The 23176-nt window shown below is 60.3% G+C and carries 25 protein-coding genes and 1 tRNA gene; 3 read left to right on the forward strand and 23 right to left on the reverse strand.

Going from position 1 to position 23176, the window contains the following annotated elements:
* Nucleotides 1–17: 17 nt before the first annotated feature.
* From DJFAAGMI_RS13285 to DJFAAGMI_RS13295, 3 genes are all read right to left on the reverse strand, one after another.
* A complete protein-coding gene (locus tag DJFAAGMI_RS13285) occupies nt 18–1214 on the reverse strand; it encodes an ABC transporter substrate-binding protein (protein WP_211457516.1) in 1197 nt (398 codons plus the stop codon).
* Between the two features lie 55 nt (nt 1215–1269).
* Nucleotides 1270–1989, reverse strand: coding sequence for an ABC transporter ATP-binding protein (locus DJFAAGMI_RS13290; protein WP_211457517.1), 720 nt, complete (start codon nt 1987–1989; stop codon nt 1270–1272).
* Nucleotides 1990–2105: 116 nt separating this feature from the next.
* Nucleotides 2106–2876 (reverse strand): ABC transporter ATP-binding protein, encoded by a 771-nt coding sequence (locus tag DJFAAGMI_RS13295; protein ID WP_003057809.1) that lies wholly within the window; start codon nt 2874–2876, stop codon nt 2106–2108.
* Between the two features lie 718 nt (nt 2877–3594).
* On the opposite strand from DJFAAGMI_RS13295, the gene DJFAAGMI_RS13300 reads away from it, so the two are divergent.
* From DJFAAGMI_RS13300 to DJFAAGMI_RS13310, 3 genes are read left to right on the forward strand one after another with little or no spacing between them, the layout of a single operon-like run.
* Nucleotides 3595–3984: a COG4315 family predicted lipoprotein gene (locus tag DJFAAGMI_RS13300; RefSeq protein WP_050872264.1), complete on the forward strand. Its 390-nt coding sequence runs from the start codon at nt 3595–3597 to the stop codon at nt 3982–3984.
* Nucleotides 3985–4512 carry an RNA polymerase sigma factor gene (locus DJFAAGMI_RS13305; protein WP_211457518.1) on the forward strand — a complete coding sequence of 176 codons (528 nt, stop codon included), beginning with the start codon at nt 3985–3987 and terminating at the stop codon, nt 4510–4512. It abuts the gene before it with no gap.
* 11 nt (nt 4513–4523) lie between these two features.
* Nucleotides 4524–5312, forward strand: coding sequence for an anti-sigma factor family protein (locus tag DJFAAGMI_RS13310; protein WP_211457519.1), 789 nt, complete (start codon nt 4524–4526; stop codon nt 5310–5312).
* Between the two features lie 33 nt (nt 5313–5345).
* Here DJFAAGMI_RS13310 and DJFAAGMI_RS13315 read toward each other — a convergent pair whose 3' ends face one another.
* From DJFAAGMI_RS13315 to DJFAAGMI_RS13410, 20 genes are all read right to left on the reverse strand, one after another.
* Nucleotides 5346–5858, reverse strand: a complete 513-nt coding sequence (locus tag DJFAAGMI_RS13315) for a DUF1178 family protein (protein ID WP_211457520.1) — start codon at nt 5856–5858, stop codon at nt 5346–5348.
* Nucleotides 5859–5866: 8 nt separating this feature from the next.
* A complete protein-coding gene (locus tag DJFAAGMI_RS13320; protein WP_003057814.1) occupies nt 5867–6172 on the reverse strand; it encodes a DUF2818 family protein in 306 nt (101 codons plus the stop codon).
* A 56-nt stretch (nt 6173–6228) separates the two neighbouring features.
* Entirely contained in the window at nt 6229–7722 is a 1494-nt protein-coding gene (gene nuoN / locus DJFAAGMI_RS13325) for an NADH-quinone oxidoreductase subunit NuoN (RefSeq protein ID WP_003057815.1), read from the reverse strand.
* A gap of 24 nt (nt 7723–7746) precedes the next feature.
* Nucleotides 7747–9222 (reverse strand): NADH-quinone oxidoreductase subunit M, encoded by a 1476-nt coding sequence (locus DJFAAGMI_RS13330; protein ID WP_019043772.1) that lies wholly within the window; start codon nt 9220–9222, stop codon nt 7747–7749.
* A gap of 16 nt (nt 9223–9238) precedes the next feature.
* Nucleotides 9239–11275: an NADH-quinone oxidoreductase subunit L gene (gene nuoL / locus DJFAAGMI_RS13335; protein ID WP_211457521.1), complete on the reverse strand. Its 2037-nt coding sequence runs from the start codon at nt 11273–11275 to the stop codon at nt 9239–9241.
* A gap of 30 nt (nt 11276–11305) precedes the next feature.
* Nucleotides 11306–11614, reverse strand: a complete 309-nt coding sequence (gene nuoK / locus DJFAAGMI_RS13340; RefSeq protein WP_003057821.1) for an NADH-quinone oxidoreductase subunit NuoK — start codon at nt 11612–11614, stop codon at nt 11306–11308.
* Nucleotides 11611–12291 (reverse strand): NADH-quinone oxidoreductase subunit J, encoded by a 681-nt coding sequence (locus DJFAAGMI_RS13345; protein ID WP_003057823.1) that lies wholly within the window; start codon nt 12289–12291, stop codon nt 11611–11613. The genes nuoK and DJFAAGMI_RS13345 overlap by 4 nt, the downstream gene beginning before the upstream one ends.
* 34 nt (nt 12292–12325) lie before the next feature.
* Nucleotides 12326–12835, reverse strand: a complete 510-nt coding sequence (nuoI, locus tag DJFAAGMI_RS13350; RefSeq protein WP_003057824.1) for an NADH-quinone oxidoreductase subunit NuoI — start codon at nt 12833–12835, stop codon at nt 12326–12328.
* Between the two features lie 11 nt (nt 12836–12846).
* The gene (gene nuoH / locus DJFAAGMI_RS13355; protein WP_043006302.1) at nt 12847–13923 is read right to left on the reverse strand and encodes an NADH-quinone oxidoreductase subunit NuoH; all 1077 of its coding nucleotides are present in this window, start codon (nt 13921–13923) and stop codon (nt 12847–12849) included.
* The gene (nuoG, locus tag DJFAAGMI_RS13360) at nt 13920–16037 is read right to left on the reverse strand and encodes an NADH-quinone oxidoreductase subunit NuoG (RefSeq protein WP_211457522.1); all 2118 of its coding nucleotides are present in this window, start codon (nt 16035–16037) and stop codon (nt 13920–13922) included. Before nuoG ends, nuoH begins: the two co-directional genes overlap by 4 nt.
* 23 nt (nt 16038–16060) lie before the next feature.
* Entirely contained in the window at nt 16061–17425 is a 1365-nt protein-coding gene (gene nuoF, locus DJFAAGMI_RS13365; RefSeq protein ID WP_003057828.1) for an NADH-quinone oxidoreductase subunit NuoF, read from the reverse strand.
* Nucleotides 17422–17913 (reverse strand): NADH-quinone oxidoreductase subunit NuoE, encoded by a 492-nt coding sequence (gene nuoE / locus DJFAAGMI_RS13370; protein ID WP_003057829.1) that lies wholly within the window; start codon nt 17911–17913, stop codon nt 17422–17424. The genes nuoF and nuoE overlap by 4 nt, the downstream gene beginning before the upstream one ends.
* A complete protein-coding gene (locus tag DJFAAGMI_RS13375; protein WP_003076498.1) occupies nt 17910–19163 on the reverse strand; it encodes an NADH-quinone oxidoreductase subunit D in 1254 nt (417 codons plus the stop codon). Before DJFAAGMI_RS13375 ends, nuoE begins: the two co-directional genes overlap by 4 nt.
* Nucleotides 19164–19192: 29 nt before the next feature.
* The gene (locus DJFAAGMI_RS13380; RefSeq protein WP_003057831.1) at nt 19193–19804 is read right to left on the reverse strand and encodes an NADH-quinone oxidoreductase subunit C; all 612 of its coding nucleotides are present in this window, start codon (nt 19802–19804) and stop codon (nt 19193–19195) included.
* 9 nt (nt 19805–19813) lie between these two features.
* Nucleotides 19814–20293, reverse strand: a complete 480-nt coding sequence (locus tag DJFAAGMI_RS13385; protein ID WP_003057832.1) for a NuoB/complex I 20 kDa subunit family protein — start codon at nt 20291–20293, stop codon at nt 19814–19816.
* 22 nt (nt 20294–20315) lie between these two features.
* The gene (locus DJFAAGMI_RS13390; RefSeq protein WP_003057834.1) at nt 20316–20675 is read right to left on the reverse strand and encodes an NADH-quinone oxidoreductase subunit A; all 360 of its coding nucleotides are present in this window, start codon (nt 20673–20675) and stop codon (nt 20316–20318) included.
* A 74-nt stretch (nt 20676–20749) separates the two neighbouring features.
* Nucleotides 20750–20834, reverse strand: a tRNA-Leu gene (locus DJFAAGMI_RS13395).
* A gap of 119 nt (nt 20835–20953) precedes the next feature.
* A complete protein-coding gene (secG, locus tag DJFAAGMI_RS13400; RefSeq protein ID WP_003076502.1) occupies nt 20954–21337 on the reverse strand; it encodes a preprotein translocase subunit SecG in 384 nt (127 codons plus the stop codon).
* A 57-nt stretch (nt 21338–21394) separates the two neighbouring features.
* Nucleotides 21395–22141: a triose-phosphate isomerase gene (gene tpiA / locus DJFAAGMI_RS13405; RefSeq protein WP_211457523.1), complete on the reverse strand. Its 747-nt coding sequence runs from the start codon at nt 22139–22141 to the stop codon at nt 21395–21397.
* Nucleotides 22138–23145 (reverse strand): NAD(P)H-quinone oxidoreductase, encoded by a 1008-nt coding sequence (locus tag DJFAAGMI_RS13410; protein ID WP_249334302.1) that lies wholly within the window; start codon nt 23143–23145, stop codon nt 22138–22140. Before DJFAAGMI_RS13410 ends, tpiA begins: the two co-directional genes overlap by 4 nt.
* Nucleotides 23146–23176: the final 31 nt, after the last annotated feature.

Raw genomic sequence — 23176 nt, forward strand, 5'->3', positions numbered from 1 at the left:
TCAAACCGGTAGTGCCATTACTTCCAGAGCGCGCACTTGGTTTCGGCCTTGGTCGTCCAGACCGTCTCGGCAGGCAGCTTGGTCAGTACCTTGAGGTAGTCCCAGGGCTTGGTGGATTCGCTGGGCTTCTTGGCTTCGACCAGATACATATCGTGGGCAAACGTACCGTCGGGACGGATCACGCCCTTGCCGTAAAAGTCGTTGATGGGCGTGCTCTTGAGGTGGGCCATCACCTTGTCGGCATTGGTGGTCTTCACCGCTTCGACAGCCTTCAGATAGTTCATCACGGCCGAGTAGTCGGCGGCCTGCACATCGGTAGGCATGCGCTTGGTCTTGGCAAAGAACTTGTTGGCGAACTTGCGCGATTCGTCGTTCATGTCCCAGTACCAGCTGGTGGTGTGCAGCAGGCCTTCTGTGTTCTTCAGACCCAGGCTGTGGATGTCGGTCAGGAAGACCAGCAGACCGGCGGTCTTCATGGTCTTGTTGATGCCGAACTCCTTGGCAGCCTTGATGGCATTGATGGTGTCGCCGCCCGCATTGGCCAGACCCAGGATATGGGCCTTGGAGCTTTGCGCCTGCAGCAGGAAGGACGAGAAGTCCGAAGCATTGAGCGGATGCTTGACCGAGCCCAGCACCTTGCCGCCCTTGGCGTTGATGACCTTGGTGGTGTCGGCCTCCAGCGCCTGACCGAAGGCGTAGTCGGCCGTCAGGAAGAACCAGTCCTTGCCGCCGCGATCCACCACGGCACCGCCCGTGCCCTTGGCCAGGGCCACGGTGTCGTAGGCGTAGTGCACGGTATAGGGATTGCACTGCTCGTTGGTCAGCGCGGAAGAGCCCGCGCCGCTGTTGAAGTGAACGCGCTTTTTCTCGTTGGCGATCTGGGAAACCGCCAGTGCCGTGCCGGAGTTGGTGCCGCTGAAGACCATGGAGATGCCCTGCGTATCAATCCATTCGCGCACCTTGGAGGCAGCGATGTCGGCCTTGTTCTGGTGGTCTGCGCTGACCAGCTCGATGGGCTGGCCCAGGACCTTGCCGCCGAAGTCGTCGATCGCCATCTGCATGGCGACCGCACCGTTCTTGCCCTCCACGTCGGCGTACAGGCTGGACATATCGGTGACGAAACCGATCTTCACCTTTTCCTGGGCCTGGGCCAGGGGGCTGGACAGACCGGCCACGGCCAGCATGCACGAGAGAACGCTCAGTTTTGCTTTCATCTTTATCTCCACGGGTTGGGTCTTTGTTGTGAACGAATGGAAAGTGCTTGAAGGCTCAGACGCCCAGCAGCTCGTTGAGCACGGACATCTTCTCGTCCAGTTCGCTGGCTCCGAAGCGCAGGGCTACATGGCCGTGCTCGACCACATAGAAGCGGTCGGCCAGCGGGGCGGCAAAGCGGAAGTTCTGCTCCACCATCACCACGGTGTAGCCTTTCTCGCGCAGCGTGGTGATCATCCGAGCCAGGGTCTGGACGATGACGGGGGCCAGGCCTTCGGAAATCTCGTCGAGCAGCAGCAGGCGCGCACCCGTGCGCAGAATCCGCGCCACGGCCAGCATCTGCTGTTCGCCGCCCGACAGGCGCGTGCCCTGGCTGTTCCTGCGCTCATAGAGGTTGGGGAACATCTGATAGATCTCGTCGATGCTCATACCCGGTTCGCCGGTCTTGAGCGGCGGCGGCAACATCAGGTTCTCTTCGCAGGACAGGCTGGAGAAAATGCCGCGCTCCTCGGGGCAATAGCCCACGCCCAGGTGCGCGATCTTGTGCGTGGGCATGTGAATGGTTTCCACGCCGTTGATCCTGATCGAGCCCTTGCGCGAGCCGGTCAGCCCCATGATGGCGCGCAACGTGGAAGTGCGTCCCGCGCCATTGCGGCCCAGCAGGGTCACCACCTCGCCGGGGTTGACCACCAGATCCATGCCATGCAGCACATGGGATTCGCCATACCAGGCATTGAGTCCCGAAATTTCCAGCGCCGGAGTACTTGTCTTTTTCATTCGTATCACTCAAATCACGCACGAAACCATCAAAGAGGCAGCGAGGAAGAGCCGCCCCGCACCGAGGCTGCCGTCCCCCTCAGGGGGAAGCCGCGTGAGCGGCACAGGGGGAGCATTCAATGCGCCCCCTGGAGCTGCCCGTCCGTGGTCCCCATATAGGCCTCCATCACCTGCGGATTGCGGGAAACCTCTTCATAGCGACCTTCGGCCAGAACCGCGCCACGCTGCAGCACGGTGATGCGATCGGCGATGGTGGCGATCACCTTCATGTTGTGCTCCACCATCAGGATGGTGCGACCGGCCGAGACCTTCTTGATGAGCTGGGTCACGCGGTCCACGTCTTCATGGCCCATGCCCTGCGTGGGCTCGTCCAGCAGCATCAGCTCGGGCTCCATGGCCAGCGTGGTGGCAATTTCCAGGGCGCGCTTGCGTCCATAGGGCAGGTTCACGGTCACTTCGTCGGCCAGGTCCTGCAGACCGACTTCGGTCAGCAACTCCATGGCGCGGTCGTTGAGCTGATTGAGCGTCTTTTCGCTGGTCCAGAACTGGTAGGCCGTGCCCAGCTTGCGCTGCAGGCCGATGCGCACGTTCTCCAGCAAGGTGCAATGCGGAAAGACGGCGGAAATCTGAAACGAACGAATCACGCCGCGTCGCGCAATCTGTGCCGGCGCCTCGCGGGTAATGTCTGCCCCGTTGAACTGAATGCTCCCGGAAGTGGGCTCCAGAAACTTGGTCAGCAGATTGAAGCAAGTGGTCTTGCCCGCGCCATTGGGCCCGATCAGCGCGTGAATGGAGCCACGCTGCACGGCCAGATCCACCTTGCTGACCGCGGTAAAGCCTTTGAACTCTTTGGTGAGTTGCCTGGTTTCGAGAATAAGGTCGCTCATGCGCTGGCCGTCAGTCCTGAATGCTGCAAAACAAAGAGGGCAGCACCTTGCCGTGCTTCCTCTGCCTGAGCGGCATCTTGGTCTTTCATGCTGCAGTGCCGCAGCGGGAAACTCCTAGGAGTGGTGCCCGGCGATACTTATGCTTTCCCTAATCCCTTGTAAAACAAGTATCCAAAACAGGAGTAATTACAAACTTCAGAATACCGGCAGCAAACCGGTCGCACTGGAGGCAGCGGCAATCCAAAGGATGTCAGCATCCACTTCGGAAGCTGCAAAAAGCTTATCCCTTATATGTATTGCGCTATCAATATTAATGAGACGAAATGGAATATGCACCCGCAGCACAGCACTCCCCTGATTGCCCCTGATGCCGTAAACCCTGAGTTTCTCAATGCCCACTGGAGTAACTAGGTTACTAGCCCAATGCGCGCAAATATGCTTGCTATTTGTCGCCCTCAAAAACCCAGGGCGACAAAGATCAGCCATTCCGCTATTGATTCAGAAGCTGCTTTCGCTTTATTTATATGAGTTTCACATGGTTTTATTTTTGAAATACATAGCTAACGTGCGATAGAAGCTATCAAAATATTTTTTCATCGATGCGAAAGCGCATGTCTGAAAAACCGGCTGCGCTGCTCTTGAGTTCCTGCCTGAAAACGCATGGAATAAAACCCCGTGCAGAACTGTTTACTGCTGGTCAACCACAAGGAGAGACCTCATGTTTCGCATCGCTTCGCTGACGCTCGCTTCTGCCGCCCTGCTGGCGGCCTGCTCGACCGGCCCGGCCGCCCCGGCCAAGTCCCCTGCCACCACCCTCAATGGCGTGCTGGTAGGACCGACCCAGATGACGCTCTACGTCTTTGACAAGGATGCCGCAGGCTCCGGCAAAAGCGTCTGCAACGGCGGCTGCGCCACCAACTGGCCGCCTCTGATGGCTCCGGCGAATGCGGCGCCGATCGGCGACTGGACCGTGGTGATGCGCGACGACGGCAGCAAGCAATGGGCCTACAAGGGCCGCCCCCTCTATCACTGGGTCAAGGATGCCAAGCCCGGCGACATGACGGGTGACGGCTTCCTCAACAATAGCTGGCATGTCGCCAAGCCTTGAGTGAAGGTCGACGCCGCTCTGGTCCATATTCCCCGCCTGCGTCGCTATGCGCGCGCGCTGGCGGGCGATGCTGCGCTGGCAGACGATCTGGTCCAGGACACCCTGGAGCGCGCCTGCCAGAAGTGGGCCCTGTGGCAGCCGCCGGCCGCCGCTACGGCCGAGCAGGTGCAAAAGGCCTTGCTCAGCTGGCTGCTGACCTTGATGCACAACCTCTACGCCAATCAGTGGCAGCAGTCCTCGCGGCATCGTATGGTGGCGCTTGACGAGGCCCAGGACACGCCCCACGACCCCATGCCCAGACTGGCACTGCAGCTGGATCTGGAGCGGGCCCTGGCCCATCTCACGCCGCAGGCCCGCGAGGTATTGCTGCTGATCGGCATGGAGCAGTTCAGCTATGGCGAAGCCGCACAGATGCTGGGTGTTCCCGTGGGAACGGTGATGTCGCGCCTCTCGCGCGCCCGCGAGCAGCTCAGACGCCTCATGGAAGGAGAAAGACCCGCGACGACCGTGTTGAGGGCTGTCAAATGAAGGAAAGTGCAATGACAACCCAGCGCCCCGATGAAGCCACGCTGCATGCCTGGGTGGATGGAGAGTTGCAGCCCGATGCCGCTGCGGCCGTGGCGCAATGGCTGGCCGAACACCCCGAAGAAGCAGCGCGCATGGCCGCCATTCAGGCCCAGAATGCCGGCCTTCAGGCTCTGCATGCGCAATTGCTCGAAGAGCCGGTACCGCCCCGGCTCATCCGATCCCTGCAAAAACCGGCCCTGCAGTGGCACTGGCCGCATGCGCTGGCCGCAGGCATCATGCTCAGCGTGGGCCTGGGACTGGGCTATGGTGCAGGTCGGCAGACATCGGTTTCGCAGCCCGCTGCGACGCTTGCGCAGCTGCCGGGCTTTGTGCGCGAGGCGGCCGCTGCCCATGCCGTCTATGTGCCCGAGCAGCGCCACCCCGTCGAGGTAGCGGCGCAGCAGCAGGCGCATCTGGTGCAGTGGCTGTCCAAGCGGCTGGGCGTTGCGCTCAAGCCCCCGGTGCTGGAAGCCCAGGGCTTTCATCTCATGGGCGGGCGGCTGCTGCCCGGAGAGACCGGCCAGGCCCGCGCCCAGTTCATGTACGAGGATCAGGCAGGCCAGCGCGTCACCCTGTATGTCTCGGTGCTCAATCCCGAGACGGCCGCCGCTTCCGCCCCAGCCTCCTTTCAGTGGAGCAGCGACGGCGCAAGCCATGGCTTTTACTGGATAGAGGGCCGGCAAGGCTATGCCTTGAGTGCTTCCCTGCCGCGCGAGCGCCTGCAGGCTCTGGCCAACGCGGTCTATCAGCAGCGGAACTGAAACCGCAGGCCTCCGACCGGAGGCCCGGTTGTCCTATTGCAGGCTGCCGCTGCCGCCTTCACCGCTGGCCGACTCGGGCAAGGCCAGAGGCAGGACACCAATGCCCTCTTCGATCAGCTCCATGGCCTCCCGGGCACTGGTCTGACCGCGAATGGCGCGCTCCTCGGTTTCCCCGTAGTGAATGCGGCGCGCTTCTTCGGCAAATTTTTTGCCGACATCCTCGCTGCTTTGCGCGACCTTGCGCGACCACTGCATCCATGCAGCCTGCATGGACTGAAGATGTGCGCGCGCCTCGGCGCTGATTTCGGGACTGGCCGCGGGAACTGCCGGCGCTGCGGCAGGGGCCGGTTGCGAAGCCTGAGCAGCTTTGGGCGGCTGTGCGCCCAGATTGAGACGGGGAGCACTCAAGCGCTTGGTCACATCGCTGTCGCCGCAAACAGGGCATTGCACCAGCTTGCGCTGCAGCTGATTCTGAAAATCATCTTCCGAAGCAAACCAGCCTTCGAAGACATGGCCTGCAGGGCAGTGAAGATCAAGCACTTTCATGGCGCCACTCAACCCTTGCGGTGAACCAGATAGCGATAAACAAAGCCGGGAAATGCCAGCGTCAGAAACAGCGTAGCAGTGATGGCATAGAACTCCCAGCCTTGGGGAGATATCTGGCCGGCGCGGCGCTCCAGCAGCAAGCCCAGGCCGCCCACCAGCAGATACAGGGCAATCATTTCCAGCAGGCGCACCCACAGCGGTTTGCGACCGGCCATGACGGGGCCGACAATGCCCAGACGCTGGTTGATAAAAGGCAAATTGGCTGCCACAAGGGCAGCCAAGATGATGAGCCAGATAGAGGCGGTTATAGACACAAAGCCATTCCTAGAAAAAGTGATGAGGGCATCAAGCCCTCATCACGTTCGTCTTATCAGGAAGCCAGGGCACGCACAACGGCGTCAGCGCACAAGGCCATCAGCCCGCCAGGCAGGATACCCAGCAGCAGAACCAGCGCACCGTTGATCGTCAGCACAACGCGCACATCCAGAGGAGCAGACACGCTGGTAGCAGTGATTGGAGCATCAAAGTACATGACCTTGACCACGCGCAGGTAATAGAAGGCACCGATCAGCGACATGATCACGGCAAACACGGCCAGACCGATGTACAGGCTGCTGCCCGAAGCGACCAGGGCCTGCAGCACGGACAGCTTGGCGTAGAAGCCGACCAGCGGAGGAATACCGGCCATGGAGAACAGGCAGATGGCCATCACGCCGGCGTACAGCGGGCTGCGCTGGTTCAGGCCGGCCAGATCGGCGATCTCTTCGCTTTCAAAGCCTTCACGGGCCAGCAGCAGGATCACGCCGAAGGAAGCCAGAGCGGTCAGCACATAGGTCACGATGTAGAACATCGCCGAGCTGTAGGCGTTTTCGACGGTGGCAGGATCGACCTTGCCATCCACCACACCCGACATCAGGCCCAGCAGCACAAAGCCCATCTGGGAAATCGTCGAGTAAGCCAGCATGCGCTTGAGGCTGGTCTGCTGCAGACCGGCCAGATTGCCGATGAGCAGCGAGCAGACGGCCAGAACCATCAGCATCTGTTGCCAGTCGATGGCCAGGGGCAGCAGGCCGTCCACCAGCAGGCGGATGGTCATGGCAAAGGCAGCCAGCTTGGGCGCGCCGCCGATCAGGGCGGTGATGGCCGTAGGTGCACCCTGGTAGACGTCGGGCACCCACATGTGGAAGGGAACCACGCCCAGCTTGAAGGCCAGACCGGCAACCACGAAGACCAGACCGAAGACCAGCACCTGGTGCTTGATTTCACCGGAATTGATGGCCTTGAAGACTTGGCCGATATCCAGCGAACCGGTAGCGCCATAGAGCATGGACATGCCGTAGAGCAGGAAACCGGAAGCCATGGCACCCAGCACGAAGTACTTCATGGCGGCTTCGACGGCCACGGTGTGGTCGCGGCGCAGAGCAACCAGCGCATAGCTCGACAGGGTCAGCAGCTCTAGGCCCAGGTACAGAACCAGGAAGTTGTTGCCGCTGATCATGATGAACATGCCCAGCAAGGCCAGCATGGACAGCGTGAAGAACTCACCGCCACGCAGCATGTCGCGCTCGGCCGCATAAGGGCGACCGTAGACCATGGTGATCATCATGGCGATAGTGGCAAAGCACTTGAGCCAGTTACCCATGGCGTCCGAGACAACCATGTTGCCCCAGCCGTAGAAGGTATTGCCGCTTGCGGCATACATGCCCTGCATCACCGCCACGACAAGCAGGGTGAGCATGGTCAGAACATAGGTGCCGGTGCGACGGGCGCTATTGATGCCCAGGTCCACCAAGGCAATGACGCAGGCCATGACCAGGAGAGTGATCTCCGGGTAGATCGCCAGCCAGCTGATGTTGTCAATCATCTCGTGTCTCTCGTTTCAGTCTGGTCAGTTGAGCTTGCTCACAGCCACATGCTTGATGAGCTCTGCCACAGACACATCCATCACATCGGTGAAGGGCTTGGGATACAGACCCATGACCAGCACAGCCGCAGCCAGCACACCCAGCACCAGGAATTCGCGGCAGTTGATGTCCTTGAGTTCAGCCACATGGTCGTTGGCCACGTCACCCAGGTACACGCGCTTGTACATCCACAGGGTGTAGGCGGCGCCGAAGATCAGGGCGGTTGCCGCACCCAGACCAATCCAGAAGTTGTATTGCACGGCGCCCAGGATCACCATCCACTCGCCGACGAAACCGGCAGTGGCAGGCAGACCGCAGTTGGCCATGGCGAACAGCAGGGCAAAGGCAGCGAACTTGGGCATGGTGTTGACCACGCCGCCGTAAGCGGCGATCTCACGCGAGTGAACGCGGTCGTACAGCACGCCGATGCACAGGAACATCGCGCCGGACACGAAGCCGTGGGCGATCATCTGCACCAGGCCGCCGGCAATGCCCAGGCTGTTGAACATGAAGAAACCCAGGGTCACGAAACCCATGTGCGCCACGGACGAATAAGCCACCAGCTTCTTCATGTCCTTTTGCACCAGAGCCACCACACCCACATAGATCACGGCAATCAGCGACAGCGTGATCATCAGGCCCGACCACTCATGCGCCGCATCGGGAGCGATGGGCAGCGAGAAGCGCAGGAAGCCATAGGCACCGAGCTTCAGCATGATGGCGGCCAGCACGGCGGAACCACCGGTAGGCGCTTCGACGTGAACGTCGGGCAGCCAGGTGTGAACCGGGAACATGGGCACCTTCACGGCAAAAGCGGCGAAGAAGGCGAAGAAGATCAGCGTCTGTGCGGTGCCGGACAGGGGCAGCTTGTGCCAGTCCAGGATCTCGAAGCTGCCGCCCGACTGGGTGTACAGATAGATCAGTGCGACCAGCGTGAGCAGCGAGCCCATCAAGGTGTACAGGAAGAACTTGAAAGCCGCGTAGATACGGTTCGGGCCGCCCCAGATACCGATGATCAGATACATCGGGATCAGGGTTGCTTCGAAGAACACGTAGAACAGCATGCCGTCCATGGCGGCGAACACACCGATCATCAGACCCGACAGGATCAGGAACGCGCCCATGTACTGGTTCACGCGCTCGGTGATGTTGGCCCAGGAGGCGATCACCACGATGACGGTGATGAAGGCTGTCAGCGGCACAAACCACATGGAGATGCCATCCACGCCCAGATGGTAGTGGATGTTGAAGCGCTCAATCCAGAGTGCATTTTCCACAAACTGCATATTGGCAGTCGTGGTGTCGAAGCCGGTGATCAGAGGAATGGTCACCGCAAAGCCGATCAGCGCGCCGATCAGGGCCAGCCAGCGCACCGCGTTGGCCTGCCCTTCTTTGCTGAAGGCCAGCAGGAGGGCGCCGAAAGCGATCGGCACCCAGATAGAAAGACTCAACAAACCCATTTTTGTTTTTCCCCTACTACTTGTTGAGCCACACGAAGTACGTCATGAGGGCAACGATACCCAGCAGCATGACCAACGCGTAGTGATAGAGATAGCCTGTTTGCAGGCCACGCACCCACTGACCGAATTTGGCCATGAGCTTCCAGGAGCCATTGACGATGGCGCCATCGATGATGGCCTGATCGCCGGCCTTCCAGAAGAAGGTACCGAAGGCACGGGCGCCGCGGGCGAAGATGTTCTCGTACACCCAGTCCACGCCGTACTTGCCTTCCAGAACCTGGTACAGACCAATCTTCTTGGAGAAAGCCATGATGGCGGCAGGAATCTCGGGCTTGACCATGTAGAACACATAGGACACCACCACACCGGCCAGAGCCAGCCAGAACGGCGCGGCCGTGAAGCCGTGCAGTGCCATCGGCACCCAGCCGTGAATCTGCTCGGCCAGTTCGGCCATGGCGCCGTGCTTGGAGCCATCGACGTGGATCACGCCCTTGAAGAAGTCGCCAAACAGCATCGGCATCAGCGCAATCGCACCGATCACCACCGAAGGAATGGCCAGCAGCATCAGGGGACCTGTCACCACCAGAGGCGACTCATGGGGCTTGGCGTCATGGCCGTGCCCGTGGTCGTCATGACCATGGTGGTCATCATGGTGCGCATCGGGGTTCTGGTCGTAGCGCTCCTTGCCGTGGAAGACGATGAAGTACAGGCGGAAGGAGTAGAAAGCCGTGATGAACACACCGGCCAGCACGGCAAAGTTGGCAAAGCCGGCTGCGGGCAGGTTGGAAGCGTGAACCGCCTCGATGATGGCGTCCTTGGAGTAGAAGCCCGAGAAGAAAGGCGTGCCGATCAGCGCGAGGTTACCCAGCAGGAAGGTGATCCAGGTGATGGGCATGTACTTGCGCACGCCGCCCATCCAGCGGATGTCCTGATTGTGGTGCATGCCCATGATGACGGAGCCGGCACCGAGGAACAGCAGAGCCTTGAAGAAGGCGTGGGTCATCAGGTGGAACACGGACACCGAGTAGGCCGAAACGCCCAGAGCGATGGTCATGTAGCCCAGCTGGGACAGCGTGGAGTACGCGATCACGCGCTTGATGTCGTTCTGGATGATGCCCAGGATACCCATGAACAGCGCCGTGATGGAGCCGATCACCAGGATGAAGTTCAGCGCAGCGTCCGACAGCTCGTACAGGGGAGACATGCGCGACACCATGAAGATGCCGGCCGTCACCATGGTCGCCGCGTGAATCAGCGCGGAGATAGGCGTGGGGCCTTCCATGGAGTCCGGCAGCCATGCGTGCAGCGGGAACTGGGCCGACTTGCCCATCGCGCCGATGAACAGGCAGATGGCAGTCACGGTCACCAGCAGCCAGCCCGTGCCGGGCAGCTGGGTATTCTGGATCTCGGGCAGCTTGGCGAAGATTTCAGAATAGTTCAGCGTGCCGGTGTAGGCAGCGATCAGACCAATGCCCAGAATGAAGCCGAAGTCACCCACGCGGTTGACCAGGAAGGCCTTCATGTTGGCGAAAATGGCCGTGGGCTTCTTGTAGTAGAAGCCGATCAGCAGGTAGGACACCAGGCCCACGGCTTCCCAGCCGAAGAACAGCTGCAGCAGGTTGTTGCTCATGACAAGCATCAACATGGAGAAGGTGAACAGCGAGATATAGGAAAAGAAACGGTTGTAGCCGTCGTCTTCCTCCATGTAGCCCATGGTGTAGATGTGCACCATCAGCGACACAAAGGTCACCACGCACATCATCATCACCGTGATGGAGTCGATCAGGAAACCGACTTCCATCTTCAGACCGCCGACGACCATCCAGGTGTAGATGGTCTCGTTGAACGTTGCGCCGTCGAACACGACAGCCTGGAACGTGAGGGCCGACAGAACGAAGGCCACGAGCACGCCCAGAATCGTCAGGGAGCTGCTGCCGGTGCGACCAATCTTGTTGCCGCCAAAGGCCGTGCCCCAGATACCCGCGAGTGCGGAGCCGACCAGCGGTGCCAACGGCACCGCAAGCAGCATGGATGCAGAAAGGGTTTGACTCATTTCTTGAGAACCTTGCAAGTTACGGCGGACTCAACCCTTGAGGGCGTTGAGATCTTCCGCATCGATGCTTGTCTTGTTACGGAACAGCAGCACCAAGATCGCCAGACCGATGGCCGATTCAGCAGCAGCCACTGTCAGGATGAAAAACACGAACACCTGGCCGTGCATGTCGCCCAGATAGCTGGAAAACGCGACAAAGTTCATGTTCACGGCCAGCAGCATCAGCTCGATGGCCATGAGCAAGACGATCAGGTTCTTGCGGTTCAGAAAGATGCCAACCACGGAGAGTGCAAACAGCATGGCACCCAGCGTCAGGAAGTGGCCCAAAGTCAGCGTCATGCTTTTGTCTCCACAGCAGGCGCTGCAGCCGCAGCTTCAGCGTCAGGTTTTTGTGCAGGCTTGGTGCTGTCGACCTTGACCAGCTTGATGCGGTCGGAGGCGCGCACACGGATTTGATCTGCAGGGTTCATGGCCTTGCTGTCCTTGCGCTTGCGCAGCGTCAGGGCAATTGCGGCAATCATGGCCACCAGCAGGATCACGGCTGCAATTTCCACGGGATACAGGTATTCCGTGTACAGCAGCTTGCCCAGAGCCTGTGTGTTCGAGTAGGGAACGGTCTGACCGGCGGCATTGACCATGGTCGTGCCAACGGCCTTGGCGTCTTCGACGTCGCCGAAGCCACCCATCAGCACCATGCCCATTTCAAAGGCGATCAGCACACCGATCAGGGCGGCGAACGGGAAATGCTTCCAGAAGCCACGGCGCATGGCGTCGATACGGATATCGAGCATCATCACCACGAACAGGAACAGCACCATCACAGCGCCCAGATAGACCAGCACCAGAGCGATGCCGAGGAATTCAGCCTTGAGCAGCAGCCAGATGGCAGCCGCTTGCGAGAAGGCCAGAATCAGATTGAGCACGGCATGCACAGGGTTGCGGGCCGTGACAACCCGGAAGGCTGCAAACAGCAGCACGACCGAGAACAGATAGAAAAAACCAGTTTTGGCGTCCATGGATCGAATCTTTTCAAGTGATCAAGGAGCCGCTTCAGCGGTACTTGGCATCTGCCGCCTTGTTGGCAGCGATCTCGGCTTCATAACGGTCACCCACTGCCAAGAGCATGTCCTTGGTGAAGTAGAGATCACCGCGCTTTTCGCCGTGGTATTCGAAGATGTGCGTCTCCACGATGGAGTCCACCGGGCAGCTTTCTTCACAGAAGCCACAGAAGATGCACTTGGTCAGATCGATGTCGTAGCGCGTGGTACGGCGTGAGCCGTCGTCACGCACATCGGACTCGATGGTGATGGCCATGGCAGGGCACACGGCCTCGCAAAGCTTGCAGGCAATGCAGCGCTCTTCGCCGTTTTCATAACGGCGCAGGGCGTGCAGACCACGGAAGCGTGGCGACTGAGGTGTTTTTTCCTCAGGGAACTGCACCGTGATCTTGCGACGGAAGGTGTAGCGGCCAGTCAGGGCCATGCCCTTGGCCAGTTCCCAGAGCATGAAGCTCTTGAGGAAATCCTTGAAGGAGAAAGGTGTTGCAGCTACTGCAGACATACGTACTCCGCTTATTTCCAGATGTTCCAGGGCGAGTACAGCCAAGCACCCACAACCACCAGCCACACCAGGGTGACGGGAATGAAGATCTTCCAACCCAGACGCATGATCTGGTCATAACGGAAGCGCGGGAAGGTAGCGCGAATCCAGATGAAGCACGACACCACCAGGAAGGTCTTGATCGCCAGCCAGATCCAACCGGGGATGAAGCCCAGGAAGTCGAACGGAGGCAGCCAGCCGCCCAGGAACATGATCACAGCCAGGATGGAGACCAGCCACATGCTCGCGTATTCGGCCAGGAAGAAGACCGCAAAGCCCATGCCCGAGTACTCGACCATGTGACCGGCCACGATTTCGGCTTCGCCTTCGACCACGTCAAACGGGTGACGATTGGTTTCGGCAACGACCGAGATCAGGTAGACGATGAAGATGGGCAGCAGAGGCAGCCAGTTCCAGGACAGGATGCTCATGCCCATGGATGCGAACTGACCTTGACCCTGGCTCATCACGATGGCCGACAGATTCATGCTGCCCGTGACCATGATGACCACCAGGAAACAGAAGCCCAGCGCGATTTCGTAGCTCACCATCTGAGCCGAGGCACGCAGTGCGCCCAGGAAGGCGTACTTGGAGTTGGAAGCCCAGCCCGCAATGATCACGCCATAGACTTCGATGGAAGTGATCGCCATCAGCAGCAGCAGACCTGCGTTCACGTTGGCCAGGGCCACATCGGGAGCGAAAGGAATCACCACCCAGGCCGCCAGGGCCGGCATGATGGCCATGACCGGACCCACATAGAACAGGCCCTTGGCAGCTGCCGTGGGCTGAATCAGTTCCTTGGTCAGCAGCTTCAGGCCGTCAGCCAGAGGCTGCAGCAGACCCGAAGGACCCACGCGGTTGGGGCCCAGACGGATTTGCATGAAACCCAGCAGCTTGCGCTCCCACAGTGTGAGGTAGGCCACGGCACCCATCAGGGGAGCCACGATGGCCACGATGCCGAGCAGAATCCAGATGAGGGGCCAGGCCACATCGGTCCAGAAAGGAGCAGCGGACAGGCCCGCGCCCCAGGCTTTCAATGCGTCGATCATGCGGCGCCTCCCTCACGAACCTGACGAGCGTCAGCCGTCAATTGCAGCGACGTAGCGCGGCGCACGATGCTGTCGAGCTGGTAAATGCTGGCGACTGCAGGCGCAGTCACAGAGCCTGCAGGCACTGCGCTCACGGCCTGGGCCGCATTGCTCAGCACATTGGCGGGCACTTGGGCAGCGCCGCCAGTGGCCTCAGCCAGCACGTCTTGCGACGTTTCATAGTCCACGCCCTGAACACCCATCAGGTTGGCCAGCACGCGCAGCACCTTCCATGCGGGACGTGTGTCGGCCAGTGGCTTGACCACGGCATGGAAGCTCTGCAGACGGCCTTCGGCGTTGACGAAGCTGCCCGAGGTTTCCGTGAACGGAGCAATGGGCAACAGCACATCGCTGAATTCCAGGTTGGCCTTGAAGGGGCTCAGTGTCACCACCATCTCGGCCTTGTTCAGACCTGCGATGGCGGCCTTGCCGGCAGCACTGTCGAACTCGGGCTCGTTGTTCAGCAAGATGGCAGCCTTCAGGCCACCATCAATCATCTGAGCCGCATTCAGACCGTTGCCAGCAGGCATGGCCTTGACCCATTGCGCGCCCACGGTGTTGGCGGCTTCGGTCAGATAGCCCACGGCGGCGCCGGTCTGCTCGGCAACCCAGTTAGCCAGAGCCAGCAGTGCGGAAGCCTGAGCATGGTGCGCTGCAGCATTGCCCAGCAGCACGGCCTTCTGCTCGCCGGCCAGCAGGGCGGCGGCAATCGCCTTGGCTTCGTCATGAACCTGACCTGCCACGGGAGCCGAGACACCCTTGGCTTCGGCCACGGCAGCGGCCACATCGGCCAGGGCCTGAGCCCAGTCGCCGGCTGCGACCACCGATGCGTTGACGGGCAAGGCCCAGTCATAGACACGATCGTTGATGGCGAAGACCTTGCAGCCCTTCTTGGCAGCCTGGCGGATGCGCTGTGCGAACAGCGGATGGTCCTTGCGCAGGTTGGAGCCCACGATCAGAGCCGACTGCAGAGTGCTCAGTGCTGCGATGGGCAGACCCAGCCACTGCACGCCTTGCGTGGCAGCAAACTCGGCATTGCGCAGACGGTAGTCGATGTTGTCGCTGCCGATACCGCGCACCAGCTTGCCAGCCAGGAACAGCTCTTCCACCGTGCTGTGCGGGCTGACCAGAGCGCCGATGGCGCTGGCGCCATGGTTGTTCTTGATCTGCTGCAGGCCGTTGGCCACATATTCCAGAGCAGTCTGCCAGTCGACTTCCTTCCACTCGCCGCCCTGCTTGAGCATGGGCTTGGTGAGGCGTTCGTCGCTGTTCAGCGCTTCGTAGGAGAAGCGGTCACGGTCGGCAATCCAGCATTCGTTGACTTCTTCGTTCTCGAAGGGCACAACGCGCATGACCTTGTGGTTCTTGACCTGAACGATCAGGTTGGAACCCGTGGAGTCGTGCGGAGCTACCGACTTGCGGCGCGACAGTTCCCAGGTACGGGCGCTGTAGCGGAAGGGCTTGCTGGTCAACGCGCCCACGGGGCAGATGTCGATCATATTGCCCGACAGCTCGGAGTCCACGCTATCGCCCACCACCGTGGTGATTTCGGAGTGCTCGCCGCGGTGAATCATGCCCAGTTCCATGACGCCGGCCACTTCCTGGCCAAAGCGCACGCAACGTGTGCAGTGAATGCAGCGGCTCATTTCCTCCATGGAAATCAGCGGCCCCACGTTCTTGTGGAAGACCACACGCTTTTCTTCTTCGTAGCGCGAAGAGCTGCTGCCATAACCCACTGCCAGATCCTGGAGCTGGCATTCGCCGCCCTGGTCGCAGATGGGGCAGTCCAGCGGGTGATTGATGAGCAGGAACTCCATCACCGACTGTTGTGCCTTGATGGCCTTCTCGCTCTTGGTGCGCACGATCATGCCCTGCGTCACTGGCGTGGCGCAGGCGGGCATGGGCTTGGGAGCCTTTTCCACATCCACAAGGCACATGCGGCAGTTGGCCGCAATGGATAGCTTCTTGTGGTAGCAGAAGTGAGGAATGTAGGTGCCGGCCTTTTCGGCTGCATGCATGACCATGCTGCCTTCCGTCACCTCGACCTTTTTTCCGTCCAGTTCAATTTCAACCATATGCTTGTCTCGCGATCAGGCGCTCATGCAGCCTGTTTGGAAGCGTTCTGGATCTTCGCTTCGAACTCGTGGCGGAAGTGCTTGATCATGGCGCGAACCGGCATGGCTGCCGCGTCGCCGAGCGCACAGATGGTGCGGCCCATGATGTTCACGGATACCGAGTCCAACAGCTCGATATCTTCCGGACGGCCTTCGCCGTGCTGAATACGGTTCACCACACGCCACAGCCAGCCCGTGCCTTCACGGCAGGGCGTGCACTGGCCGCAGGACTCGTGCGAATAGAAGTACGACAGACGCAGCAGGCACTCGACCATGTCGCGCGAATCATCCATCACGATCACGGCGCCCGAACCCAGCATGGAACCCGCCTTGGAGATGGAGTCATAGTCCATCGTGCAGTCCATGATGATGTCGGCAGGCAGCACGGGCGACGAAGAGCCGCCGGGGATCACTGCCTTGAGCTTGCGACCGGTGCGCACGCCGCCCGCCAGCTCCAGCAACTTGCTGAAAGGCGTGCCCATGGGAACTTCGTAGTTGCCGGGCAGGTTCACGTCGCCGCTGACCGAGAAGATCTTGGTGCCGCCGTTGTTGGGCTTGCCGCATTCCAGATAGGCCTGGCCACCATTGCGGATGATCCAGGGAACGGCCGCGAAAGTCTCGGTGTTGTTGATGGTCGTGGGCTTGCCGTACAGACCGAAGCTGGCAGGGAACGGCGGCTTGAAGCGGGGCTGGCCCTTCTTGCCTTCCAGCGATTCCAGCAGCGCGGTTTCCTCGCCGCAGATGTAGGCGCCAAAGCCATGGTGGGCATGCAGCTGGAAGCTGAAGCTGCTGCCAAGGATGTTGTCACCCAGGTAGCCGGCAGCGCGGGCTTCTTCCAGGGCTGCCTCGAAGCGATCATAGACTTCGAAGATTTCACCGTGGATGTAGTTGTAGCCGATGCTGATACCCATCGCGAAAGCGGCAATGATCATGCCTTCGATCACGATGTGCGGGTTGAACATCAGGATGTCGCGGTCCTTGCAGGTACCGGGTTCGCCCTCATCCGAGTTGCAGACCAGATGCTTCTGACCGGGGAACTGGCGGGGCATGAAGCTCCACTTCAGACCCGTGGGGAAGCCCGCACCGCCACGGCCGCGCAGACCGGATTCCTTGAGCGTCGCGATGACCTGATCCTGTGTCAGGCCCTCGCCGCCATCCTTGCCCAGCAGCTTGCGCAGTGCTTGATAGCCGCCGCGTGCTTCGTAGTCCTTGATGGACCAGTTGCTGCCGTTCAGATCCGCATAGATCTGGGGGTTGATGTGACGGTCGTGGAAGCAGGTTTCGTTGCCGGTCGATGCGAACTTGGCCAGCACGGCATTGGCGGCAGGATTGTTCAGAATCGTGCTCATGCCTTGCCCTCCGCTGCGCGCAGACCGTCGACCAGCTCGTCGAGCTTTTCGTTGCTCATGAAGCTGCACATGCAACGGTCGTTGACCAGCATCACGGGCGAATCGGCGCAGGCGCCCAGGCACTCGGACTGCTGCAGCGTGAACAGGCCATCCTTGGTGGTCTCGCCCATCTTGATGCCCAGCTTGTGCTCCAGGTGGTGCAAGGCCTTGTAGCCGTCGCGCAGCTGGCATGGCAGATTGGTGCAGACATTCAGCTTGTACTTGCCAACGGGTTGCTGGTTGTACATGTTGTAGAAAGTGGTGACTTCGTGCACCGCAATCTCGGCCATGCCCAGGACTTCGGCAATCACTGCCTCGCTTTCCTGGCTGACCCAGCCCTGCTCCTGCTGCACGATAGACAGGCAAGCCATGACGGCAGACTGTTTCTGGTCAGCCGGATACTTTGCCACCTCACGCGCAAAGCGTTCTCTGGTCGCTTCGGTAATCATCGGTCAACGTCTCCAAACACGATGTCCAGGGTACTGAGCACCATCACGGCGTCAGCCAGCATATGGCCACGGCTCAGTTCATCGAGAGCAGCCATGTGCGCAAATCCTGGTGGACGAATCTTCAGTCGATAGGGCTTGTTGGCGCCATCGCTGATCAAATAAATGCCGAACTCACCCTTGGGATGCTCGACGGAGGCATAAGCCTCGCCTTCGGGAACCTTGAAGCCTTCGGTAAAGAGCTTGAAGTGGTGAATCAGCTCTTCCATGTTGGACTTCATGGCTTCACGGCTTGCGGGCGCAACCTTGTGATTGTCCGTGATCACCGGGCCGGGATTGACACGCAGCCAGTCCACGCATTGCTTGATGATCTTGTTGGACTCGCGCATCTCGGCCATGCGAACCAGATAGCGGTCGTAGCAATCGCCCGTGGCACCCACCGGAATATCGAAATCCAGCTTGTCGTAGACCTCGTAGGGCTGGGTCTTGCGCATGTCCCAGGGCAGGCCCGAAGCGCGCAGCATGGGACCGGTCAGGCCCAGATTGATGGCACGCTCTGCAGACACCACACCGATGCCGACATTACGCTGCTTCCAGATACGGTTGTCGGTGAGCAGGGTTTCGTACTCGTCCGCGCACTTGGGGAAGCGCTGCGTGAAAGCATCGATGAAGTCCAGCAGCGAGCCCTTGCGGTCTTCGTTCATGGCCTCCATGGAGCGCACATTGCGCACCTTGCTGGCCTTGTACTGGGGCATGCTGTCCGGCAGATCGCGGTACACGCCACCGGGACGGAAGTAGGCCGCGTGCATGCGCGCACCCGACACCGCTTCGTACATGTCCATCAGCGCTTCACGCTCGCGGAAGCTGTAGATCAGGATGGTCGAGCTGCCAGCATCGTTACCCGAGGAACCCAGCCACATCAGGTGATTCATGATGCGGGTGATTTCCGAGAACATCACGCGGATGTACTGGGCGCGAATAGGCACTTCGATGCCCATCAGCTTTTCGATGGCCAGGCAGTAAGCATGCTCGTTGCTCATCATCGAGCAGTAGTCCAGGCGGTCCATATAGGGCAGCGACTGGATGTAGGTCTTGCTTTCGGCCAGTTTTTCGGTCGCGCGGTGCAGCAGACCGATGTGCGGGTCGGCGCGCTGCACCACTTCGCCATCGAGCTCCAACACCAGACGCAGCACACCGTGCGCTGCAGGGTGCTGCGGACCAAAGTTCAGGGAATAGTTCTTGATTTCAGCCATGGTCTTCCGTCAAAAGGCAACGTGCGCCTTTAGTGCAGGCCTCCGCCGTAGTTTTCTTCACGAATGATGCGCGGCGTGATTTCGCGCGGCTCGATCGTGACGGGCTGGTACACCACACGTTGCTGTTCGGCGTCGTAGCGCATTTCCACGTGGCCGGACAGGGGGAAATCCTTGCGGAACGGATGGCCGATGAAGCCATAGTCGGTCAGGATGCGGCGCAGGTCCTCGTGACCTTCGAACACGATGCCGAACAGATCGAAGGCTTCGCGCTCGAACCAGTTGGCCGAGTTCCAGATGGGGTTGATCGAGGCCACCACGGGGAAATCGTCATCCGCGCAGTACACACGCACACGCAGACGCTGGTTCAGCGTCAGGGACATCAGGTGAGACACCACGGCAAAACGCGGACCGTCCTTGCCGACTTCCGCATAAGTGGAGTAGTCCACGCCGCACAGATCCAGCAGCATCTCGAACTGGCAGTCCGGCGCATTGCGCAGGATCTGCATCACGTCCAGATACTGGCCAGCAGACACTTCCACCGTCACTTCGCCGTAGGCCAGAGTGACAGAGCGCACCTTGTCACCCAAGGCAGCCGTAACCACATCCCGAAGCTTTTCGGGGTGAATAGCAATTGCAGTCATCTCAGCCCTTTAAACGCGAGCGATGGTGTGGGTACGACGAATCTTCTGCTGCAGCTGGATGATGCCGTAGATCAGCGCTTCCGCTGTCGGAGGGCAACCAGGCACATAGACGTCGACGGGAACAATGCGATCGCAACCGCGCACCACCGAGTAGCTGTAGTGATAGTAACCACCACCATTGGCACAGGAGCCCATGGAGATGACCCAGCGCGGCTCGGACATCTGGTCATAGACCTTGCGCATCGCGGGAGCCATCTTGTTGCACAGCGTGCCGGCAACAATCATCAGGTCAGAGTGGCGGGGGCTGGCACGGAACACTTCGGAGCCGAAGCGACCGATGTCATAGCGGGCAGCAGCTGCGTGCATCATCTCCACCGCACAGCAGGCCAGGCCAAACGTCATGGGCCAGATCGACCCTGTCTTGGCCCAGTTCACCACCGTGTCATAACTGGTGGTGACGAAGCCTTCCTTCATCACGCCTTCGATCATCGTGTTTCCTCAGAAAAGCTGCTTATTCCCAATCCAGGGCGCCTTTTTTCCACTCGTAGGCAAAGCCCACGACCAGAATGGCCAGGAAAATCAGGACAGCAACAAAACCCACGCCGCCAACATCTTTGAGTGCGACAGCCCAGGGCAGCAGAAATGCGATTTCCAAGTCAAACAGAATGAACAGGATGGCGACCAGGTAATAGCGCACATCGAATTTCATTCGAGCGTCGTCAAACGCCTCGAAACCGCATTCGTAGGGAGAGTTCTTGGCGGCATCAGGGCGGTTGGGACCCAGCACGTAGCCGAGAGCCAGGGGTACTACACCCACAGCCATGCCGATAAGAATGAACAGAAGAACGGGAAGGTACTGATCGATGTTCATCGAGTGGGCCTTGTTATGAAAACATGCCTCACCGATCACTGCCTGATCAGCAGGGCAGGTTTTTAGTTATGTGTTGGTGCCGTCGGCGAGACTCGAACTCGCACAGCTTTCGCCACTACCCCCTCAAGATAGCGTGTCTACCAATTCCACCACGACGGCTTCGTCTCAAAGTCCGGCAATCTCTGGAACCTTCGTTGCAAAGATTCTGATCCCCAGACAATCCCTAGATTCTAGCCTGAAAAACCCCACTCTTCGGGGTTCTTCAGGATTTTCTTAATTTATTTTGTTGGGATCTGGGCTGCACCCTCTGCAGGAGCAGCCGGAGGCACGGCGGCATCACCGGTGGTTGCAGGCGGCACAGCTGCAGCAGGCGCAGGAGCCGACACAGGAGCGCCCTCAAGCACGCTGCCCGAGCTCACCGGACGGGCATTGCCCAGATAAGCCAGTGCCAATGTCGCCACAAAGAACACCGTGGCCAGAGCCGCCGTGGAACGCGACAGGAAGTTGGCACTGCCCGAGGCGCCAAACAGGCTGCCCGACGAGCCGCTGCCAAAGGAAGCACCCATATCGGCACCCTTGCCGTGCTGCATGAGGATGAGGCCGATCATGCCCAGAGCGGCCAGCATCTGGACCGCGAGAATGACGCTGGAAAAGACGTTCATATCAAAACCTAAAAGTCTGAATCATTGCGCACCGCACCGGAGTGCGGTGCAGACGAATTATTGCGCTGCCGCAATAATGGTGAGGAAATCCGGAGCCTTGAGAGCCGCGCCACCGATCAGGCCACCGTCAATATCCGCCTGAGCCAGCAGCTGCGCCGCATTGCCTGCATTCATGCTGCCGCCGTAAAGCACAGGCACGCGAGCGGCCTTGTCGCTGGCTGCAGCCAGTTGCGCACGCAGCACGGCATGCACCTGCTGAGCCTGCTCGGGCGAGGCGGTCTTGCCGGTACCTATGGCCCAGACAGGCTCGTAGGCCACGACCAGCTCGCTCACGCAGTGGCCAACCTGATGAATCACGGCTGCCAGCTGACGCTTGACCACGGCTTCGGTCTGACCGGCTTCACGCTCCGCCAGGGTCTCGCCCACGCAGACGATGGGCGTGATGCCCTTGGCCAAGGCAGCTTGAGCCTTGGCGGCAACCACTGCATCAGTCTCGCCATGATACTGACGACGCTCGGAGTGACCGACCAGCGCATAGCGCACACCGAACTCCTTGAGCATGGTGGCCGAAACCTCGCCCGTGAATGCACCCTGCTCGTGCTGGGACACATCCTGCGCGCCCACGCCGATGGAAGTACCCGCTAGTTCCGCCTGGACCTGGGCCAGATAGGGAGCAGGAGCAGCCACGGCCACACCCGCCTTGTTGTCAGCAGGCAAGCCCTGCTTGATGGCCTGCAGCAAAGCGGCATTGGCAGCCAGGCTGCCGTTCATCTTCCAGTTGCCAACAATGAGTTTTTGCTTCATGTTTCCCAAGTCAAAACGATTTTTCCGGTGTGCTGGCTGGATTCCATCAGCGCATGAGCCTGCGCCGCATCAGCAGCATCGAATTCACGATAAATGGCTGGACGCACCTTGCCGGACTCCAGCAGGGGCCAGACATTGCGCTTGAGCGCCTCGGCGATCGCCGCCTTGAAGGCCACGGAGCGCGGGCGCAGCGTGGAGCCGGTCACGGTCAGTCGCTTGCGCAGCACCAGGCCGGCATCGAACTCGGCCTTGACACCGCCCTGCACCGCAATGATGACCAGGCGGCCATCAGGAGCGAGGCACTGGACTTCGCGCGCCACATAGCTGCCGGCGACCATGTCGAGGATGACGTTGACGCCTTCGCCCGACGTGATGCGCAGCACCTCTGCCGCAAAATCCTGCGTCTTGTAGTTGATGGCGTGATCGGCACCGAGCTTGAGGCAGTCATCGCACTTGGCATCGCTGCCCGCCGTGACAATGACCGTCGCACCCCAGGCCTTGGCCAGCTGAATCGCCGTCACGCCAATGCCGCTGCTGCCGCCCTGCACCAGCAAGGTTTCGCCGGGCTGCAGAGCCCCCCGGTCGAACACATTGCTCCAGACCGTGAAAAAAGTCTCGGGCAAGGCCGCCGCCTGCACGTCGCTGAAGCCCGCCGGCACCGGCAGGCACTGGTCCACGGGCGCTGCGCAGAAACTCGCATAGCCGCCACCAGCCACCAGCGCGCAGACGCGGTCGCCGAGCTTGAAGCCCGCCTTGGCCATGGCCGCCTCGTCGCCCGCCACGATCACACCCGCCACCTCCAGCCCCGGAAGATCGGAGGCGCCGGGAGGTGGTGCGTAATGACCTTTGCGCTGCAACACATCGGGGCGATTGATGCCGCTCGCGGCAACGCGAATCAGCACCTCCCCCTCAGCCGCTACCGGCATGGGACGTACACCCATGCGCAGCACGTCTGGCGCACCATAGCCGGTGATTTCCACCGCTCGCATTGTGTTGGCTTCCATAGTCAGGCTTTGCTTTATCAAAGAAATCAGG

It is taken from the genome of Comamonas brasiliensis, from assembly GCF_018292285.1.
GTDB classification, from domain to species: Bacteria; Pseudomonadota; Gammaproteobacteria; order Burkholderiales; family Burkholderiaceae_C; genus Comamonas; species Comamonas brasiliensis.

Excerpts from the sequence above, each read along its gene's own strand:
- DJFAAGMI_RS13285 (WP_211457516.1), bottom strand. The coding sequence starts at position 1,214 with ATGAAAGCAAAACTGAGCGTTCTCTCGTGCATGCTGGCCGTGGCCGGT.
- DJFAAGMI_RS13290 (WP_211457517.1), bottom strand. The coding sequence starts at position 1,989 with ATGAAAAAGACAAGTACTCCGGCGCTGGAAATTTCGGGACTCAATGCC.
- DJFAAGMI_RS13295 (WP_003057809.1), bottom strand. The coding sequence starts at position 2,876 with ATGAGCGACCTTATTCTCGAAACCAGGCAACTCACCAAAGAGTTCAAA.
- DJFAAGMI_RS13300 (WP_050872264.1), top strand. The coding sequence starts at position 3,595 with ATGTTTCGCATCGCTTCGCTGACGCTCGCTTCTGCCGCCCTGCTGGCG.
- DJFAAGMI_RS13310 (WP_211457519.1), top strand. The coding sequence starts at position 4,524 with ATGACAACCCAGCGCCCCGATGAAGCCACGCTGCATGCCTGGGTGGAT.
- DJFAAGMI_RS13315 (WP_211457520.1), bottom strand. The coding sequence starts at position 5,858 with ATGAAAGTGCTTGATCTTCACTGCCCTGCAGGCCATGTCTTCGAAGGC.
- nuoN (WP_003057815.1), bottom strand. The coding sequence starts at position 7,722 with ATGATTGACAACATCAGCTGGCTGGCGATCTACCCGGAGATCACTCTC.
- DJFAAGMI_RS13330 (WP_019043772.1), bottom strand. The coding sequence starts at position 9,222 with ATGGGTTTGTTGAGTCTTTCTATCTGGGTGCCGATCGCTTTCGGCGCC.
- nuoL (WP_211457521.1), bottom strand. The coding sequence starts at position 11,275 with ATGAGTCAAACCCTTTCTGCATCCATGCTGCTTGCGGTGCCGTTGGCA.
- nuoK (WP_003057821.1), bottom strand. The coding sequence starts at position 11,614 with ATGACGCTGACTTTGGGCCACTTCCTGACGCTGGGTGCCATGCTGTTT.
- DJFAAGMI_RS13345 (WP_003057823.1), bottom strand. The coding sequence starts at position 12,291 with ATGGACGCCAAAACTGGTTTTTTCTATCTGTTCTCGGTCGTGCTGCTG.
- nuoI (WP_003057824.1), bottom strand. The coding sequence starts at position 12,835 with ATGTCTGCAGTAGCTGCAACACCTTTCTCCTTCAAGGATTTCCTCAAG.
- nuoH (WP_043006302.1), bottom strand. The coding sequence starts at position 13,923 with ATGATCGACGCATTGAAAGCCTGGGGCGCGGGCCTGTCCGCTGCTCCT.
- nuoG (WP_211457522.1), bottom strand. The coding sequence starts at position 16,037 with ATGGTTGAAATTGAACTGGACGGAAAAAAGGTCGAGGTGACGGAAGGC.
- nuoF (WP_003057828.1), bottom strand. The coding sequence starts at position 17,425 with ATGAGCACGATTCTGAACAATCCTGCCGCCAATGCCGTGCTGGCCAAG.
- nuoE (WP_003057829.1), bottom strand. The coding sequence starts at position 17,913 with ATGATTACCGAAGCGACCAGAGAACGCTTTGCGCGTGAGGTGGCAAAG.
- DJFAAGMI_RS13375 (WP_003076498.1), bottom strand. The coding sequence starts at position 19,163 with ATGGCTGAAATCAAGAACTATTCCCTGAACTTTGGTCCGCAGCACCCT.
- DJFAAGMI_RS13380 (WP_003057831.1), bottom strand. The coding sequence starts at position 19,804 with ATGACTGCAATTGCTATTCACCCCGAAAAGCTTCGGGATGTGGTTACG.
- DJFAAGMI_RS13385 (WP_003057832.1), bottom strand. The coding sequence starts at position 20,293 with ATGATCGAAGGCGTGATGAAGGAAGGCTTCGTCACCACCAGTTATGAC.
- DJFAAGMI_RS13390 (WP_003057834.1), bottom strand. The coding sequence starts at position 20,675 with ATGAACATCGATCAGTACCTTCCCGTTCTTCTGTTCATTCTTATCGGC.
- secG (WP_003076502.1), bottom strand. The coding sequence starts at position 21,337 with ATGAACGTCTTTTCCAGCGTCATTCTCGCGGTCCAGATGCTGGCCGCT.
- tpiA (WP_211457523.1), bottom strand. The coding sequence starts at position 22,141 with ATGAAGCAAAAACTCATTGTTGGCAACTGGAAGATGAACGGCAGCCTG.
- DJFAAGMI_RS13410 (WP_249334302.1), bottom strand. The coding sequence starts at position 23,145 with ATGGAAGCCAACACAATGCGAGCGGTGGAAATCACCGGCTATGGTGCG.